Annotated in this window: 17 protein-coding genes; 6 read left to right on the forward strand and 11 right to left on the reverse strand. The window is 65.4% G+C overall.

Features of this window, described 5'->3' with window-relative positions:
• Window positions 1-7: 7 nt before the first annotated feature.
• Window positions 8-775, reverse strand: coding sequence for an NAD kinase (locus EF888_RS17485; protein ID WP_109759582.1), 768 nt, complete (start codon window positions 773-775; stop codon window positions 8-10).
• Between the two features lie 158 nt (window positions 776-933).
• Between EF888_RS17485 and glyA the strand changes: the two genes are divergently transcribed.
• On the forward strand, window positions 934-2,229 hold the full coding sequence (gene glyA / locus EF888_RS17490) for a serine hydroxymethyltransferase (protein WP_109759581.1): 1,296 nt from the start codon (window positions 934-936) through the stop codon (window positions 2,227-2,229).
• Window positions 2,230-2,231: 2 nt separating this feature from the next.
• Here the strand turns inward: glyA and EF888_RS17495 are convergent, their stop codons facing one another.
• Window positions 2,232-2,597: a hypothetical protein gene (locus tag EF888_RS17495; protein ID WP_109759580.1), complete on the reverse strand. Its 366-nt coding sequence runs from the start codon at window positions 2,595-2,597 to the stop codon at window positions 2,232-2,234.
• 38 nt (window positions 2,598-2,635) lie between these two features.
• Here EF888_RS17495 and EF888_RS17500 point away from each other — a divergent pair, with 38 nt between their 5' ends.
• Entirely contained in the window at window positions 2,636-3,388 is a 753-nt protein-coding gene (locus EF888_RS17500) for an alpha/beta fold hydrolase (protein ID WP_109759579.1), read from the forward strand.
• A 14-nt stretch (window positions 3,389-3,402) separates the two neighbouring features.
• Here EF888_RS17500 and EF888_RS17505 read toward each other — a convergent pair whose 3' ends face one another.
• Window positions 3,403-3,636: a hypothetical protein gene (locus tag EF888_RS17505; RefSeq protein WP_109759578.1), complete on the reverse strand. Its 234-nt coding sequence runs from the start codon at window positions 3,634-3,636 to the stop codon at window positions 3,403-3,405.
• Window positions 3,637-4,246: 610 nt separating this feature from the next.
• On the opposite strand from EF888_RS17505, the gene EF888_RS21955 reads away from it, so the two are divergent.
• Complete coding sequence (locus EF888_RS21955) at window positions 4,247-4,387, forward strand: hypothetical protein (protein ID WP_164721747.1); 141 nt, start codon at window positions 4,247-4,249, stop codon at window positions 4,385-4,387.
• Between the two features lie 74 nt (window positions 4,388-4,461).
• On the opposite strand, the gene EF888_RS17510 is transcribed toward EF888_RS21955, so the two are convergent.
• The gene (locus EF888_RS17510; RefSeq protein ID WP_109759577.1) at window positions 4,462-4,647 is read right to left on the reverse strand and encodes a CTP synthetase; all 186 of its coding nucleotides are present in this window, start codon (window positions 4,645-4,647) and stop codon (window positions 4,462-4,464) included.
• Between the two features lie 755 nt (window positions 4,648-5,402).
• Here EF888_RS17510 and lepA point away from each other — a divergent pair.
• Together lepA and EF888_RS17520 are read left to right on the forward strand one after the other, a co-directional pair.
• Window positions 5,403-7,202, forward strand: a complete 1,800-nt coding sequence (lepA, locus tag EF888_RS17515) for a translation elongation factor 4 (protein ID WP_109759574.1) — start codon at window positions 5,403-5,405, stop codon at window positions 7,200-7,202.
• Window positions 7,203-7,288: 86 nt separating this feature from the next.
• On the forward strand, window positions 7,289-8,311 hold the full coding sequence (locus EF888_RS17520; protein ID WP_126918610.1) for a hypothetical protein: 1,023 nt from the start codon (window positions 7,289-7,291) through the stop codon (window positions 8,309-8,311).
• Window positions 8,312-8,531: 220 nt separating this feature from the next.
• Here EF888_RS17520 and EF888_RS17525 read toward each other — a convergent pair whose 3' ends face one another.
• The 5 genes from EF888_RS17525 to rpsA form a co-directional block, all read right to left on the reverse strand.
• Window positions 8,532-9,224, reverse strand: coding sequence for a BUD32 family EKC/KEOPS complex subunit (locus EF888_RS17525; protein ID WP_109759572.1), 693 nt, complete (start codon window positions 9,222-9,224; stop codon window positions 8,532-8,534).
• Window positions 9,221-10,624, reverse strand: coding sequence for an NADP-dependent phosphogluconate dehydrogenase (gene gndA / locus EF888_RS17530; RefSeq protein ID WP_109759571.1), 1,404 nt, complete (start codon window positions 10,622-10,624; stop codon window positions 9,221-9,223). Before gndA ends, EF888_RS17525 begins: the two co-directional genes overlap by 4 nt.
• Before the next feature lie 11 nt (window positions 10,625-10,635).
• A complete protein-coding gene (locus tag EF888_RS17535) occupies window positions 10,636-11,328 on the reverse strand; it encodes a hypothetical protein (RefSeq protein ID WP_109759570.1) in 693 nt (230 codons plus the stop codon).
• Window positions 11,329-11,393: 65 nt separating this feature from the next.
• On the reverse strand, window positions 11,394-12,005 hold the full coding sequence (locus EF888_RS17540; RefSeq protein WP_109759569.1) for a TetR/AcrR family transcriptional regulator: 612 nt from the start codon (window positions 12,003-12,005) through the stop codon (window positions 11,394-11,396).
• A gap of 165 nt (window positions 12,006-12,170) precedes the next feature.
• On the reverse strand, window positions 12,171-13,850 hold the full coding sequence (gene rpsA / locus EF888_RS17545; protein WP_109759568.1) for a 30S ribosomal protein S1: 1,680 nt from the start codon (window positions 13,848-13,850) through the stop codon (window positions 12,171-12,173).
• Between the two features lie 255 nt (window positions 13,851-14,105).
• Here rpsA and EF888_RS17550 point away from each other — a divergent pair, with 255 nt between their 5' ends.
• On the forward strand, window positions 14,106-14,381 hold the full coding sequence (locus EF888_RS17550; RefSeq protein ID WP_109759567.1) for a hypothetical protein: 276 nt from the start codon (window positions 14,106-14,108) through the stop codon (window positions 14,379-14,381).
• A gap of 20 nt (window positions 14,382-14,401) precedes the next feature.
• Here EF888_RS17550 and EF888_RS17555 read toward each other — a convergent pair whose 3' ends face one another.
• Window positions 14,402-15,397 (reverse strand): aldo/keto reductase, encoded by a 996-nt coding sequence (locus EF888_RS17555; protein WP_109759566.1) that lies wholly within the window; start codon window positions 15,395-15,397, stop codon window positions 14,402-14,404.
• Entirely contained in the window at window positions 15,394-16,011 is a 618-nt protein-coding gene (locus EF888_RS17560) for a (d)CMP kinase (protein ID WP_109759565.1), read from the reverse strand. The genes EF888_RS17555 and EF888_RS17560 overlap by 4 nt, the downstream gene beginning before the upstream one ends.
• Between the last annotated feature and the right edge of the window lie 317 nt (window positions 16,012-16,328).

The raw sequence follows: 16,328 nt of genomic DNA on the forward strand, positions 1-16,328 counted from the left end.
CGGACGTTCATTGGAATTGCTCGCGGATCAGCCGCTCCTCGAGCCCGTGACCCGGATCGAAGAGAATGCGGTGCCGGATGCTCGGCTCGCTCGTGACCTCGACCCACTGGACGTTTCGGACCGGGCGGCCATTGGCATCCGCCATCACGGGCCGCTTCTCGTGCTGGAGGACGTCGAAGCGAACCGTCGCGGTCTTGGGCAGAAGCGCGCCCCGCCAGCGCCTCGGTCGGAAGGGCGCCACTGCGGTCAGGGCGAGGATTTCGGAGCCGATCGGGAGGATCGGACCGTGTGCGGAATAATTGTACGCCGTCGACCCGGCAGGGGTCGCCACAAGCGCGCCGTCGCAGACCAGTTCGTCCAGGCGCGGCTTGCCGTCGACCGAGATGCGCAGCCGCGCGGCCTGAGGACCCTCGCGCAGGAGAGAGACCTCGTTGATCGCAAGCCCCTCGCTGACCATGCCGTCCGCCGTCGCCGCGCGCATCCGGAGGGGGTTGATCACCGCCTCCTCGGCCTCGGCCAGTCTGGCCGGCAGATCGTCGGCGCCGTATTCGTTCATCAGGAAGCCGACCGTCCCGCGGTTCATCCCGTAGACCGGCTTGTCCAGGGGACGCACGTCGTTCAGCGTCTCGAGCATGAACCCGTCGCCCCCGAGAGCGACGACCACGTCCGCCTCCTCGGGCGATACCTGGCCGTATCTCTCGATCAGATTGCGGGCGGCATCCTGCGCGAGACGTGCGTCGCTCGCGCGGAACGAGATGGCATTCGACGGGCGCATGTGCCCTCCCCTGTTGCGGACGCACGATTGCCCGTGCGTCTGAGAAACTCAAGGCCCGCTCCTGCGGCGCTTCCCGCCTCCATGCGTCGGTTTCGCGCCTTCCGGCCCGAGGGCTTTCCGTCTATGGATCGCCAACCGTCCAGACCGGAGACAAGCCCATGAACGCCCCGCACCGTGACACCGGCTTCTTTACCGAACCTCTCGAGACCCGCGATCCCGAGCTCCACGCCGCAATCAGGAACGAGCTGGGACGCCAGCGCGACGAGATCGAGCTGATCGCGTCGGAAAACATCGTCAGCCGCGCGGTTCTGGAGGCTCAGGGATCGGTCCTGACCAACAAGTACGCCGAGGGCTATCCGGGCAAGCGCTACTATGGCGGCTGCCAGTTCGTGGACGTGGCCGAGGAATTGGCCATCGAACGCGCGAAGCAACTGTTCGGAGCGGGCTTCGCCAACGTCCAGCCGAATTCGGGCAGCCAGATGAACCAGGCGGTGTTCCTGGCCCTTCTGAAGCCCGGCGACACCTTCATGGGACTCGACCTCAACTCGGGCGGGCATCTGACGCACGGCTCGCCGGTGAACATGTCGGGGAAATGGTTCAATGTAGTGCCTTACGGTGTCCGGCAGCAGGATCATCGGCTGGACCTGGAGGATATTCGGGCCAAGGCCCACGAGAAGAAACCGAAGCTGATCCTTGCGGGCGGCACGGCCTATAGCCGCGTCTGGGACTGGGCCGAGTTCCGCAAGATAGCGGACGAAGTGGGCGCCTACCTGATGGTCGACATGGCGCATATCGCCGGCCTCGTCGCCGGCGGCGTTCACCCGTCGCCCCTGCCCCACGCCCATGTCGTCACCTCGACCACGCACAAGTCGCTGCGCGGACCGCGGGGGGGTCTGATCCTGACGAATGACGCGGACATCGCGAAGAAGATCAACTCGGCTGTCTTCCCCGGTCTTCAGGGAGGCCCGCTGATGCACGTCATCGCGGCCAAGGCCGTGGCCTTCGGAGAGGCGCTGCGTCCCGAGTTCAAGGCCTACGCCGCACAGGTCGTCGCAAACGCCAAGGCGACGGCGGACGAGTTGATGAAAGGCGGCATCGACATCGTCTCGGGCGGCACCGACAATCACTTGATGCTGGCCGACCTTCGCCCGAAAAAAGTCACCGGCAAAGCGACGGAGGCGGCTCTTGGCCGCGCCCATATCACGACGAACAAGAACGGCATTCCCTTCGATCCGGAGAAGCCCTTCGTCACCAGCGGCATCCGCATCGGTACACCCGCCGGGACGACGCGCGGCTTCGCCGAGGAGGAGTTTCGCCAGATCGCCCGCTGGATCGTGCAGGTGACGGAAGGATTGTCGGCCGACGGCGACGAGGGCAACGCCGGGCTCGAGGCGCGCATCCGGGACGAGGTCGCAGACCTCTGCGGACGCTTCCCGCTTTACCCGGGACTGTGACGCTAGCGGAACGCGCCCTGTTGCACGAGGACGTAGAACAAGACGCCGGCGACCACGAGAACGACGAAGCCCACGGCGGCGAGGCGGTCCAGGATCTCGGCCCGCTTTTCCGATCCGGAGTCGAGCCGGTCGAGGTAGGCCCGCAGCCGTCGCTCGGCCTTCAGGACACGTGCCTGATCCACACGACGCCCGAGTTTGGGATTGCGCGCAAGGGCCTGCGCCTCGATCAGGACCGTCGCCTCGGCCCGCAGCCGTCGGGGCAACTTGCGCCCGGCACGCGAGACGACATCGGTCAAGTCGGTTCCCTTGACGCGAAGCTGCGTCGCCATGCGCTCGGCAAGGTCGCGGGTGGTCCGATCGAGGTCCATACGCTGGCGATAGCGCGTCGCAGAGGGTAAGGAAAGTCATGCTGTCGACTGTCATCCATGGCACCGATACGGGTGCGCCGCCGCTGCTGATCGCTCACGGGCTATTCGGATCGGCGCGGAATTGGGGCGTCATCGCCAAGCGCCTGTCGGAACGGCGCCAAGTGACGGCCGTAGACATGCGCAACCATGCGGACAGCCCGTGGCGCGACGCGCATGGCTATGCCGAAATGGCCGACGATATGGCGCAAGTCATTGACGGCGCTTGGGATGTCCTCGGACATTCCATGGGTGGCAAGGCTGCGATGGTGCTGGCACTCACGCATCCCGAAAAGGTCCGGCGGCTGGTGGTGGCTGATATCGCGCCGGTCGCCTACGGGCATTCGCAGAGCCATCTGATCGAGGCGATGCGGGCGCTGGATTTGGGAGCTGTGACCTCGCGGCGGGAGGCGGACGAGGCGCTGAAGGACGCTATTGCGGAGCCGGGGACGAGGGCTTTTCTCCTGCAATCCCTTGATGTTGGCGAGAAGAGGTGGCGGTTGAACCTGGACGTGCTGGACCGCGAGATGGAGCGGATCACCGGGTTTCCAGACATGGGAGAGCGGGAGTTCGGAGAGCCGGTTCTGTTCCTATCGGGTGACGACAGTTCCTACGTCCAGAGAGAGCACAGGGCGTTGATCCTGAAGCATTTTCCCAAGGCGAGGTTCGCGCGCATTCCAGGTGCCGGCCATTGGCTTCATGCCGACAAGCCGCGTGAATTCGAAGCTGCCGTGGAAACCTTTCTTTCCGCCTAACAGGCGGATCCGGTTCAGTTGCCGATCCGGGACATGCTGCCCGCGACACCGTTCGCGAGCCCCGAAGCACCGCCCCCGACGGAGCGGCCGACCCCAGTTGCGGCCCCGTAACCCCCCGCGAAACCACCGGAAAAGGCACCGTCTATGAGGTTGTAGGCGCGGCGGACTCCGAGGTCTCGGCCGGAGGAGACCTCGGCGAAATAGAGGGCCACGACGAGCGTGACGACGATAACGGCGAAACGCGACATGATGGCGGATATTAACACAAGGTGCAGGCCTCACCTATACTCCGGATGGCGTATGGGTGGCTGCGCGGCACATGATGTGGGGAAACTGAGAAGGCGCCAGGTGGCGGACCGAAGTCCAGCCCGTGCCGTGGGGCACACCCTGACGCCTTCCTGAACCATTTCCCCCCAGAGGGCGACTGGCCCAGTTTTCGAAACAAGACCAAGGCCTTGCTACGAACCGCTGGGGTTCCTTCCACCCGGACTGCCGGACCTGGGCTCATGTCCCCTGCCCTGCCGCCCTGGCTTTCGGAGCCGTCGCGGATCACGATTGCTCGTGACAGGATCAAGGTGCCCCAGCGTCTTGAGTCGGACAAGAAAATTCGCTTGGGTCCCCACAGATTCATGGGGATAAATCCTTGGAAAGACTGTGGAAATACCTGTGGAGAAGAGCTCTTTCGGAAGTCCCCGCAAGGACTTGCCGCAGCGCGACATGGATCGGTTCGAGGGTGGTGCAGAGGGGGTCGCGTGAGACCGAAGACGGGCGGGAACGGCCGCGAATCGGGACAGCCCTTGCTGCGGAGCTTCGGCGCATTAACCTTCTAGGGAAGACATTTTCCCTGGAGGGGCTGCCATGACCACGAAAATCTTTCTTTTCCTTGCACTTACCCTGTCCGCGACGCTGACTTCGGGCTGCGTGCCCGCGGCACTCGGCGCGGCCGGAGCCGTCGCTGCGGACGAAGCCGCAGAGGACCGGGGCGACAACCTGTTCTGATCGGTATCGCGTCGGTATCACGTCGGTATTGCGTCGGTGCGCGTCCGGGCCTCCGGGCGCGCAAATCGGGCCGCTCAGCGGTTCCGGATGAGACGCCGCGCCACGGCCCAGGACACCGGCAGCGACAGCACCGCCCCCGCGAGGGCGGCCACGACGATCGAGCGCGCGTCGGTCATCCCCAGCGTCAGCGCCGCGATGACGGCCGCGCCCGCGAGGGTGGAGCCGATGAAGATGTGCAGGATGAGGGTCAGGGGGAGCATGGGTGCCTCCGGTCGGGTTGCCGTTCGGCCCAAGGGTAGAGGGGGGCTGGAGGTCTGGCTTTGATTTGGGTCAGGAGGAGTCCACGTCTTGCCTACCGTGGCGCAAGCGCCAACGCCGTCTCAGGTTGAACATCTCCGACAAGTCGTCCGGCTTGTTGATCTCTGGCCCGTCCGCCGCCTCCTCCACGGCGACCGCGGGTTCGACGGCGTGGGACCGTTCCTGAGGTTCATGGCGGGCTGACTTCGGCCTGGGCGACCAGCCCGGGCCGCGCCCGACCCTCCCGAAGGGAGGGCGCATTGCGACGTATCACCCCCGTTCAGCCGTCGGAGGAACGTGACGGGATAAATCACACACGCCGACCGGTCCGAAGCGCCGTCCCAGGGTCGGCCGCAGCCCTCGTGCAAACCAAAGATTTAGCGGAGGAAGACGCTTTCGCTTGGCAAGTGAGAGACTTCCAATGTGAAGGGGTCATCGGCGTGACATGTCGGGCCCCACATAAGATGAACGACCCAATGTCGCGTTCCATCTGCGTTTGTCACAAGGACGTCGTCAGTGGCGCCATCTGCGGCAATGACCGTCACCTCATCCCACAACGGGTAAAGCTGATGCCCGTAGTTCATTTCTCGGTGCAATCTGGCGGTAAGGGCCTCCGACCTTTCCGCATCGACGCGTTCCCACGTCGAGCCGTCTGGAATGGTGAACCCGGACTTCATCTCTCGACAACCCACCTGAATCCCACCATATCTCCGCCACCATGACCGACCTCGCACGCATCCGCAATTTCTCGATCGTCGCCCACATCGACCACGGGAAATCCACGCTCGCCGACCGGCTGATCCAGCTCACCGGCACCGTGGCCGAGCGGGACATGAAGGCCCAGATGCTCGACTCGATGGATATCGAACGCGAGCGCGGCATCACCATCAAGGCCAACACCGTGCGGATCGAATACCCCGCGAAGGACGGCCAGACCTATATCCTCAACCTGATCGACACGCCGGGGCACGTCGACTTCGCCTACGAGGTCTCGCGCTCGATGCGCGCGGTCGAGGGCTCGCTTCTCGTCGTCGACGCCTCCCAGGGCGTCGAGGCGCAGACGCTGGCCAACGTCTATCAGGCCATCGACGCCAACCACGAGATCGTTCCCGTCCTCAACAAGATCGACCTGCCCGCCGCCGAGCCCGCGCGCGTCAAGGAACAGATCGAGGATGTCATCGGCATTGACGCCTCGCAGGCCCTCGAGATCTCGGCCAAGACCGGCCTCGGCATCCCCGAGGTGCTGGAGGCCATCGTCACCCGCCTGCCCGCGCCCAAGGGCGACCGCGATGCGCCGCTCAAGGCCATGCTGGTCGACAGCTGGTACGACAGCTATCTCGGCGTCGTCGTGATGATCCGCATCATCGACGGGGTCGTCCGCAAGGGCGACATGATCAAGATGATGCAGACCGGCGCGCGCTACGGCATCGACAAGCTCGCCGTCCTCAAGCCGCAGATGGTCGACATCAAGGAACTGGGGCCCGGCGAGATCGGCATCTTCACCGCATCGATCAAGCAGGTTCGCGACACCCGCGTCGGCGACACCATCACCCACGAGAAGCGCCCCTGCGCCAAGGCGTTGCCCGGCTTCAAGCCGTCGATTCCCGTCGTCTTCTGCGGCCTCTTCCCCGTCGACGCCAACGACTTCGACGACCTCCGCGACGCCATCGAGAAGCTCCAGCTCAACGACGCCTCCTTCACCGCCGAGATGGAGACGTCGGCCGCCCTCGGCTTCGGCTTCCGCTGCGGCTTCCTGGGGCTTCTGCACCTCGAGGTCATCCGCGACCGGCTCGAGCGCGAGTACGACATCGACCTCATCACCACCGCGCCCTCGGTCGTCTACCATATCCACATGAAGGACGGCACGATGCGGGAGCTTCACAACCCCGCCGACATGCCCGACCTCACCTATGTCGAGCGCATCGAGGAGCCGCGGATCAAGGCGACCATCCTCGTCCCCGACGAGTACCTGGGCGCGGTGCTGAAGCTCTGCGAGGACCGCCGCGGCATCCAGATGGACCTGACCTATGCCGGGCAGCGGGCGATGGTCGTCTATGACCTGCCCTTGAACGAGGTCGTCTTCGACTTCTACGACCGCCTGAAGTCGGTGACCAAGGGCTATGCCAGTTTCGACTACCAGATGCAGGGCTACCGCGAGGACAAGCTGGTCAAGATGTCCATCCTCGTGAACGACGAGCCCGTCGACGCACTGTCCATGATGGTCCACCGCGACCGGGCCGACGCGCGCGGCCGCGCCATGTGCGAGAAGCTGAAGGAGCTGATCCCGCGCCACATGTTCAAGATCCCGATCCAGGCCGCCATCGGCGGCAAGGTCATCGCGCGGGAGACGCTCTCGGCCTTGCGCAAGGACGTGACGGCGAAGTGCTATGGCGGGGACGCGACGCGGAAGAAGAAGCTCCTCGAGAAGCAGAAGGCCGGGAAGAAGAAGATGCGCCAGTTCGGGAAGGTGGAGATCCCGCAGGAGGCGTTTATCAACGCGTTGAAGATGGACTCGTAGGGCGGGGTTTACCCCATCGGCAAGGGTTGGATGATGTCCGACGGCGGGGTGGCCCCGCCAGTCCGTCACGCAACACAGGAGGCACATTGGCCTTGGGAACAATGGTTTTTGTGGTTGGCGCTGGGGCCAGCGCTGAGTTCAAATTGCCTGTTGGGCGCCGTCTAGCTGAAATGATCTCGAAAGATTTTCGGTTTGATTTGACGGACAAGATGGATTTTGCGGGTGGGTCCAAAATTGCTTTCGATTTCGCAACCGCTTTAGCCGAACAAATTTGCATTCCGAAACGCTCTAATCTGGCCTCTCTTTCGGAGAGGTTGTTTAATGGCGTTGCTCTCGCGCCTTCTATCGACAACTACTTGCATTCTCATGTATCTGATGAGTTTCGAGTAAGATTTGGAAAGTATTTGATTGCTGAAACCATAGCAAGAAGTGAGAAGGCGAGCATCCTGAATTTTCGAGGTAAAGGTTCATTCGACTTTTCGCTCACAGCGAACACCTGGCTGCACGGACTGTTTGCGCTTCTGGTAACTGCTGGTGACATAGCTTCCTTTAAAGCCAGACTTCGGAATATTTCCTTCATTTGTTTCAACTATGACAGAATAATTGAGTGGTTTCTTTTTCTTGCGGTGCAGACAATGTTCGACCTCTCTGAGGACGAAGCTGCCGATTTGCTTTTGGAATACTTAGATATTTACCATCCATACGGAGTCTTCGCAAAACTTGACTACAGCAACATTGCTTCTGGGTTTGGAGAAGTTAGAGGGCATTCCGCCTACGTAGAAGGTAAGAGTGAGCTGAAGACCTTCACAGAGCAGGCAAACGCGGCCACCATTAGCATTGTAAGAGAAAAGATTGCTCGCGCAGATAAGCTGTTCTTCTTGGGGTTTTCTTACATGAAGATCAACATGGAGTTCCTGACGCCAGAGGCTGGGTGCGACGCATCCCACGTAATTGGAACTGCACGAGGCGTTTCTGAATACAACTTGGACGTAACGAGGGGGCGAGTTAGAAGCTGGTTCGATTACGGGAGGATGGATTCTCTTAGATTTCAGCCGAGCACATGCAGTGAACTCATCAGAGATTTCTCGGAAATGATTCTGGAGGACTAGCACCCGTAGGGTGGGGTTTCACCCCACCATCCCCCCCAAACCGCGCCGCCACGGTGGGTTGAAAACCCACCTTACGCCTCTCGCCTGAACGACGAATACGGCCAATCCTCGGGCCGCTCGACATACCCATGCTTCACCGGGTTGCAACAACGACACCCCTCATGCCCGCGGCAAACCCTCTCCTCCCGGCCGCAACGCTCCCGTAAACCCGCAACCTCCCCTACCTCGCCATGAACCTCAGGAACGGGCCCACGCCGTCGAACTCGCGGTTGCCGTGGAGGAGGCGTCTCACCGGCCAGAGGAGGTGGCCGAGCGGCGCGAAGAGGCGGGCGCGGCGGCGGGCGGTGTCCCAGGTGGCGGGGGCTGCGGCGGCGACGTAGGCGTCTCGGGCGGCGGTCAGGGCGGGGAGGTCGCCTCCGGTTTCGACGGCGACGGAGAAGAGGAAGACGAGGAGGTCGAGGGCGGCGTCGCCCTTCCCGGCCCGTTCGAAGTCGAGAAAGGTGATGCCGCCGTCGCGCAGGCAGATGTCCTTGAGGCCGGGGCGGCCGTGGGTCTCGCCCGCCGCGTGGAAGGCGGCGAGCGCCCGGGCGGCGCGGGCCAGGGCGTCGAGGAAGGCCGGGTCGGAGGGAGACAGGCGGGCCATGCCGCGGATCGGAGTGCCCACGTCTTCGGTCACGACGAAGCTTTCGCCGGAGGCCACGATGCCCGGCACGGGCAGACCCTTCGCGGCGAAGCGTTCATGCGCGGCGCGCTCGCGGGCGAAGGCGGCGCGGGGATCGCCTTTCTGAACGCGCATGCGCGAGGACAGGCTCTCGGGCCGCTTGATCCAGAAGGTCCGGCCCTCGGCCTCGACCCTTTCGATGCGGGGGCCATCCGCCTGTCCGCGCGCCGCGAGGGTGTCGGCGAGGCTCACGCGCCCGGGCCGGCCCAGGGGCCGTGGAAGCCCTTGCCGTCGCGGTCCGTGCGCTGGAAGCCGTGGCGTCCGAAGAAGTCGCGCTGCGCCTGGATCAGGTCGGCGGTGCCGCGCGCGCGGCGCATCGCGTCGAACCACGAGAGCGCCGCCGACATGGCAGGGACGGGCTGGCCGGTCTCGGTCGCACGCGCGACCGTGCGGCGAAGCGCGGGCGTCGTGGCGCGGAGAGTATCGGCGAAGGAGGGTGCGAGGAAAAGCTGGCCCTCGGGCAGGCCATCGCGGATCGCGGTCGCGATGTCGTCGAGCAGCGCCGAGCGGATGATGCAGCCCGCCCGCCAGATTTCGGCCACGCGGGCGAGGTCGACGGACCAGTCGAACGCCTCGGACGCGGCCTGGAGGAGCGAGAAGCCCTGGCCGTAGCCAAGGACGCGCGCGGCGAGGACGGCGTCGTGGAGCGTGGCGTCGTCGAGACCGGGCGCTTCGCTTTGGCCGGGAAAAGCCGCTTCGCCCGCGGCCCGGGTCGAGACCTGCGCCGAGATCGCGCGGGCGGCGACGGCGGCTTCGATGGCGGTGGCGCTTTGCCCGAGCTTCAGGGCCTCGATCACCGTCCAGCGGCCTGTGCCCTTCTGGCCCGCGCTGTCGAGGATGACGTCGAGGATGGGCTTGCCGGTGTCAGTGTCGGAGGTGGCAAGGATCTCGGCCGTGATCTCGACGAGGTAGCCTTTCAGCGGGCCGTCGTTCCAGTCGCGGAACACGGGCGCAAGGTCCGCGGGCGCGCGGCCGTCGGCGCGCATCAGGCCCGTGACCTCGGCCAGCACCTGCATGTCGGCGTATTCGATGCCGTTGTGGACGGTCTTGACGAAGTGCCCCGCCCCATCCGCGCCGAGACGGGCGGCGCAGGGCTCGCCCTCGTAGCGGGCCGCGATGGCGGTGACGATATCGGCGATGCGGTCCCAGGCGTCCTGCGGGCCGCCGACCATGATCGACGGGCCGTGACGCGCGCCCTCCTCCCCGCCCGAGACGCCCATGCCGAGGAAGGCGATGCCCTTCCCGGCCAGCGCGGCGCTGCGGCGGCGGGTGTCGTTGAAGTCGGCGTTGCCCGCGTCGACGATGCAGTCGCCCGGGTCGAGATGGGGCACGAGGCCGCCAATGACCTGATCGACCGGATCGCCGGCGGCGACCATGATGATGACGGTGCGCGGGCTGTCGACCCGGGCCGCGAGAGCGGCAAGGCTGTCGGTCGGCGTCATGGTGGCGGCGAGGTCGCCTGCGTGCCTCATCAAATCGTCCGTGACGCTTCCGGTGCGGTTGTGGACGGCGATCGGAAAGCCCTTCTCGGCGATGTTCATCGCCAGCGCCGCACCCATCGTGCCCAGTCCCGTCAGTCCGATCCGTGCCATGCCGTCTCCCGTCAGATCTTGTGAACGACCGCCACCTGGTTGCGCCGGGTCTTGGTGTAGTGGGTCTGGAAGACGAAGCAACCCGAGATCATGGGAGCCACTGCGCGAAAGGCGGCTTCGGTATCCGGATCGCGATGGCGGAACGTGCGGGTCTCGGCGAACCCGCGAAACAGGGCAGCGGTCTTGGTGATGCCGGGCTTCTCGAAGGTCTCGGGCTGCCAGCGCAGGTCCTCGATGATGTAGAGGGGCCCCGACGGCATCGTGGGAAAGATCTCGAGGAAGGCGTTCTGCTGATGGTGCGAGGCGTGGCTGGCGTCGTCGATGGCGATGTCGACGGGGCCGATCTCGCGCGCCGCGCGGGCGATCAGGGCGCGGTCGTCCATGTCGCACTGGACGAAGCGGAACCTGGGGTGGCGGAACCAGGCGAAATCCGAGATGTCGAGGCCGATGACCTGGGCCTGCGAGAAATAGTCGAGCCACATGCGGATCGACGGCAGATCGCGCGTTTCGCGCGAGGCGTCCTTGCCGTGCTCGGGTCCGCCGATCAGGAGGCCCATCTCGAGGAACGAGACAGGCCGGTCCCGGAAGGGGCGGAACAGCATGTCGTAGAGTTCGGTATAGCGGTGCTTTCGCGCGCCCTTGTCCGATCCATAGGTCTCGGCCAGGGCCGTCAGGCTGGGCTCGGTTGCCGAAATGTCTTCCATCGACTCCTCCCCTCTCTCTGGGGCGCGAGTCTAGGGTGCCGCGCGCGGCGGGTGAAGAGGCGTCGTCAGGCTGCGCGGGGCGCCATGACGTCGACGAGGGCGTCGACGAGTGCGTCCTCGCGCAGGCGCAGCGGTGCGTTCAGCGCGTGGGCCATCGACATGCGCAGGACGAGGCCGAGAAGTGCGGTATGCATCGCGGCGGAGGCACGGCGGGCGTCGATCAGGCGTTCATAGCGGCCCTTGTCGACGAGCTTGGCGGCGAGGATGTCGTACATCTCGGTCGTGGCCGGGTGGATGCGGCCAAGGGTTGTCAGCATGGTGCCGTTGCGGCCGGGACGCTGGCCGATCTGGGGCGTCACGTACATCAGTCGGAAGCGGTCGAGGTCCGAGGTGTGGAACACGGCGAGGGCGCCGATGAAGGCGCGGATCGCTTCGGAGGCGGACAGGTTCTTCGAGATGGCGCCCTTGCCGGCGGCGCTTTCGGCCTCGAGCGCGGGGCGGACGAGCGCCTCGATCAGCCGGGCCTTGTTGGGGAACCAATAGAGCACCGCCTGCTTCGACACGCCCACGCGGGCGGCGACGGCATCGAAGGTGAGCTGGTCGGGTCCGTCGGACTTAACGATGTCACGGGCGGCCGCAAGAATGCGTTCCGCGGTTTCGCCGCGTTTGGATGCCATCGTTACGTCCCCCGATACTCTTACCAACGGTGAAGCTGTGACATGAGCAAGAGCGGCGGGATAGATGCCCTGATGTGCAGAAACCGATGGTTTCGCGGATGGGGACAGTGAACATGAAAAGGCCCCGCCGAAGCGGGGCCTTCTCGAACCGGCTGATCCGGTCTTTTACTTTTCGTCGCCCTTGAGCGCGGCGCCGAGGATGTCGCCGAGAGACGCGCCCGAGTCGGACGAGCCGTACTGTTCCACGGCTTCCTTCTCTTCCGCGATCTCGCGGGCCTTGATCGAGAGGCCGAGGCGGCGCGTCTTGGGATCGACGTTGGTGACGCGGACGTCCACCTTGTCGCCGACCGAGAAGCGGTCGGGGCGCTGCTCGGAGCGGTCGCGGCTGAGGTCGGAGCGGCGGATGAAGGACTTCATGCCCTCGTATTCCACCTCGATCCCGCCGTCCTCGATCGCGGTCACCACGACGGTGACGATCGAGCCGCGCTTCACGCCGTCGACGACTTCGGTGAAGCTGTCGTCGAGCGCCTTGATCGAGAGCGAGATGCGCTCCTTGTCGACGTCGACCTCGGTGACGACGGCCTTGACCATGTCGCCCTTGCGGAAGTTCTGGATCGCCTCTTCGCCACGCTGGTCCCAGCTGATGTCGGAGAGGTGAACCATGCCGTCGATGTCGTTCTCGAGACCGATGAACAGACCGAATTCGGTGATGTTCTTGACCTCACCCTCGACCGGAGTACCCGACGGATGGGTCTCGGCGAAGACTTCCCACGGGTTGCGCTGGGTCTGCTTGAGACCGAGCGACACGCGGCGCTTGGCGCTGTCGATCTCGAGCACCATGACGTCCACTTCCTGCGAGGTGGAGACGATCTTGCCCGGATGGACGTTCTTCTTGGTCCAGCTCATCTCGGAGACGTGGACGAGGCCCTCGACCCCCGGCTCCAGCTCCACGAAGGCGCCGTAGTCGGTGATGTTGGTGACGCGGCCCTGATGGACCGAGCCGAGCGGGAAGTTCGCCTCGACGGCATCCCACGGATCGGCCTGAAGCTGCTTCATGCCGAGCGAGATGCGGTGCGTCTCCTTGTTGATCTTGACGATCTGGACCTTCACCGTCTCGCCGATCGATACGATCTCGGAGGGGTGGTTGACGCGGCGCCAGGCCATGTCGGTGACGTGCAGAAGACCGTCCACACCGCCGAGGTCGACGAAGGCGCCGTACTCGGTGATGTTCTTGACTACGCCGTCAACCGCCTGACCTTCCTCGATCTGGCTGATGACCTCGGCGCGCTGCTCGGCGCGGCTTTCTTCGAGGATCGCGCGGCGCGACACGACGATGTTGCCACGGCGACGGTCCATCTTGAGGATCTGGAACGGCTGCTTCATGCCCATGAGCGGGCCGGCGTCGCGCACCGGGCGCACGTCGACCTGAGAGCCGGGCAGGAACGCCACGGCGCCGCCGAGGTCGACCGTGAAGCCACCCTTGACGCGGCCGAAGATCGCGCCTTCGACGCGCTGCTCGTCGGCATAGGCCTTCTCGAGACGGTCCCAGGCGGCCTCGCGGCGGGCCTTGTCACGGCTGATGACGGCTTCGCCCCGCGCGTTCTCGACACGGTCGAGATAGACCTCGACTTCGTCGCCGACCTGGATCTCGGCGGTCTCGCCGGGGTTCGCGAATTCCTTGAGATCGACGCGGCCTTCCATCTTGTAGCCGACGTCGATGATGGCCTGGCCCGCCTCGATGGCGATGACCCGGCCCTTGACGACAGACCCCTCGGAGGGGGTGTCGATGTCGAGGCTTTCATTAAGGAGGGCCTCGAATTCCTCCATGGATGTGTTGTGAGCCATGTGGCTTTTCGTTTCCTTTGTCTTTGGTTTCACTGGCCGGGCGGTTGTCTCCGCCGGTCTTGGGTTGGTCTGGCGATCCGGGCGTGGTGCGAAACAAGAAGGGTCGGCTGTTGACCGACCCTGCCCAGTCTCTGCGCTCACGACTGTTCCGCCGCTTCGACGCGCGCTCTATAGGCGGAATGCGCTTCGCTGGCAAGGCCCGGAGGAGGGCATGGGGCGGAACCCGCAAAGGGTTGGCCGCGTCTCGTCGAGACCATGACCGTCATTCTGGTTATCATCGTCACCTCGGCCTCGCAGATTGCAGGGGCGGCGATCGGCGTATGGGCCGGGACGGCCGCACTTCTCGCCGGTGCGCCTCTTCTGGGTTACTACGCCCTCGCCGGCGTCTCGGACACGACGCTGTCGTTCATCAGTTGCTTCGCAGCGGGTGCGGTCGTGGCGTCGCTTGCGATAGAAGTCTTCCCTCAGGCCTTCCGCGAGGATCACAAGCTGTCGGGCATCGCCGCTGCGCTGGGGCTGATCCTTGCCTAGGGTCTGACGAAACTGGGCGGCTAGCTGTAGCGTTCGGGTCCGACCCACTGGTCGGCCGAATAGCGGTCGCCGTGCGCCCATCCGACGGGCAGCACCTTTTCGATTGCGGCGATGTCTTCGCGAGTCAGGTCGATCTCGGTGCCGCGGACCAGTTCGGCGAAGTGCGTCCGCGACTTGGTCCCGGGGATCGGCAGGACCTGGTCGCCCTGCGCGATGAGCCAGGCGATGGCGAGAGCTGCGGCGGGTTCGCCCCTGTCGCGCGCCAGCGCGCGGAAGCGGTCCGTCGCGGCGATGTTGGCGGCGTAGTTCGGCTGGAGAAAGCGCGGGTTGGCCTTGGTGAAGACGAGGCCCTGCGCCTTGTCGTGCGGGAAAGGGGCATCCGTCAGGAACGACCGTCCCACGGGCGAGAAGGCGACAAGCGAGGTGCCGAGGTCGCGGCAGGCCTGCACCAGGCCCAGTTCAGGCGCGCGCGTCGAGAGCGAGTATTCCGACTGCACGGCGGCAATGGGCATCACGGCAGCGGCGCGGCGCAGGGTCGAGGGCGCAACCTCGGAGAGGCCCACGGCGCGGGTCTTGCCGGTCTTCAGGATTGCGGCCAGGCCTTCGGCCGTGTCCTCCACGGGACGCTCCGCTTCCAGCCGGTGGACATAGAACAGGTCGACGTGGTCCACGCCGAGGCGCTTGAGGCTGGCGTCCAACTCGGATTCGAGGTGGGCGCGGCTGTTGTCGAAGGCGCGCTTGCCATCCTTCTGGGTGATCCCCGCCTTGGTGGCGATGGTGGTCTCGCCGCGGGCGCCGGTGCGGGCGGCGAACCAGGCGCCGATGATCTCCTCCGACCGGCCCATGCCGTAGACGTTCGAGGTGTCGATATGGGTCACGCCGGCCTCGCGCGCAGCGTCGAGCACAGCGTGGCTTTCGGCCTCGGTCGCATCGCCGTAGACGCCGGCAAAGGACATGGCGCCGACGCCCAGTTGCGAGACGCGGGGGCCGTTTGCGCCGAGGGTCGTGGTCTTCATGCGTGTCGTTCCTTGCGGTCGCGGACATGGGCGAGCGCGGTCTCGAGGGCGGCGTCGATGCTCATGTCCGAGGTGTCGAGGAGGATGGCGTCGGGCGCCTGCTTCATGGGGGCGTCGGCGCGGCCGGCGTCGCGGGCGTCGCGGGCCTTCACGTCGGCGAGGACCTGCGCCTCGTCTGCGTCGTGGCCCGCCTGCGTGAGTTCGAGCCAGCGGCGGTGCGCGCGGATTTCGGCGCTGGCGGTGACGAAGAGCTTGGCCTCGGCCTCGGGGCAGATGACGGTGCCGATGTCGCGCCCGTCGAGAACGGCGCCGCCCTCGCGCCGGGCGAAGTCCTTCTGGAAGGCGACGAGGGCCGCGCGGACCTGCGGGTTGGCGGCGACCTCGCTTGCGGCCTGCGCCACCTCTTGCGTGCGGAGGTCGGTGCGCGAAAGGTCCGAGATGCGCAGCGTAGAGGCCGCGATGACGGCGGGCACCCCGTCGAGCGTCCTGCGCCCAACGGCGCGGTAAAGGAGCCCGGTGTCGAGATGCGCGAAACCGAAGTGCGCGGCCAGCGCCCGCGATATGGTCCCCTTCCCCGCCGCGGCGGGTCCGTCGATGGCAACTGTGAATTGCACGGCCTTCGCTCCAGTGCGGCTCATCTTGACCGTGCATAGCGGGCCGCGCCGATGGTCACAACCTGCGGGGGCGAGCCGTCGGCAGATCTTCGTTGACGACACTTGGCAACAGAGAGCCGGGCAGTAGTGTGATCGGGTGAAGCGAGTTTTCGGCAAGATCCTCGACGGGTCAGGGCTCCTGTCCCTCGACCAAAGAACGCCCAAGCCGTGGCGCGGACGGGCGAGCGCTCCGCCTGCAAATGTGTCTCTCTGGGCAGCTTTCGGTCGCGCGCGAAAGCTGACCTCGAATTTCACAGGGACCTGCCGGTTGAGACGTC

The organism is Silicimonas algicola (genome assembly GCF_003970735.1).
Classification (GTDB): Bacteria; Pseudomonadota; Alphaproteobacteria; order Rhodobacterales; family Rhodobacteraceae; genus Silicimonas; species Silicimonas algicola.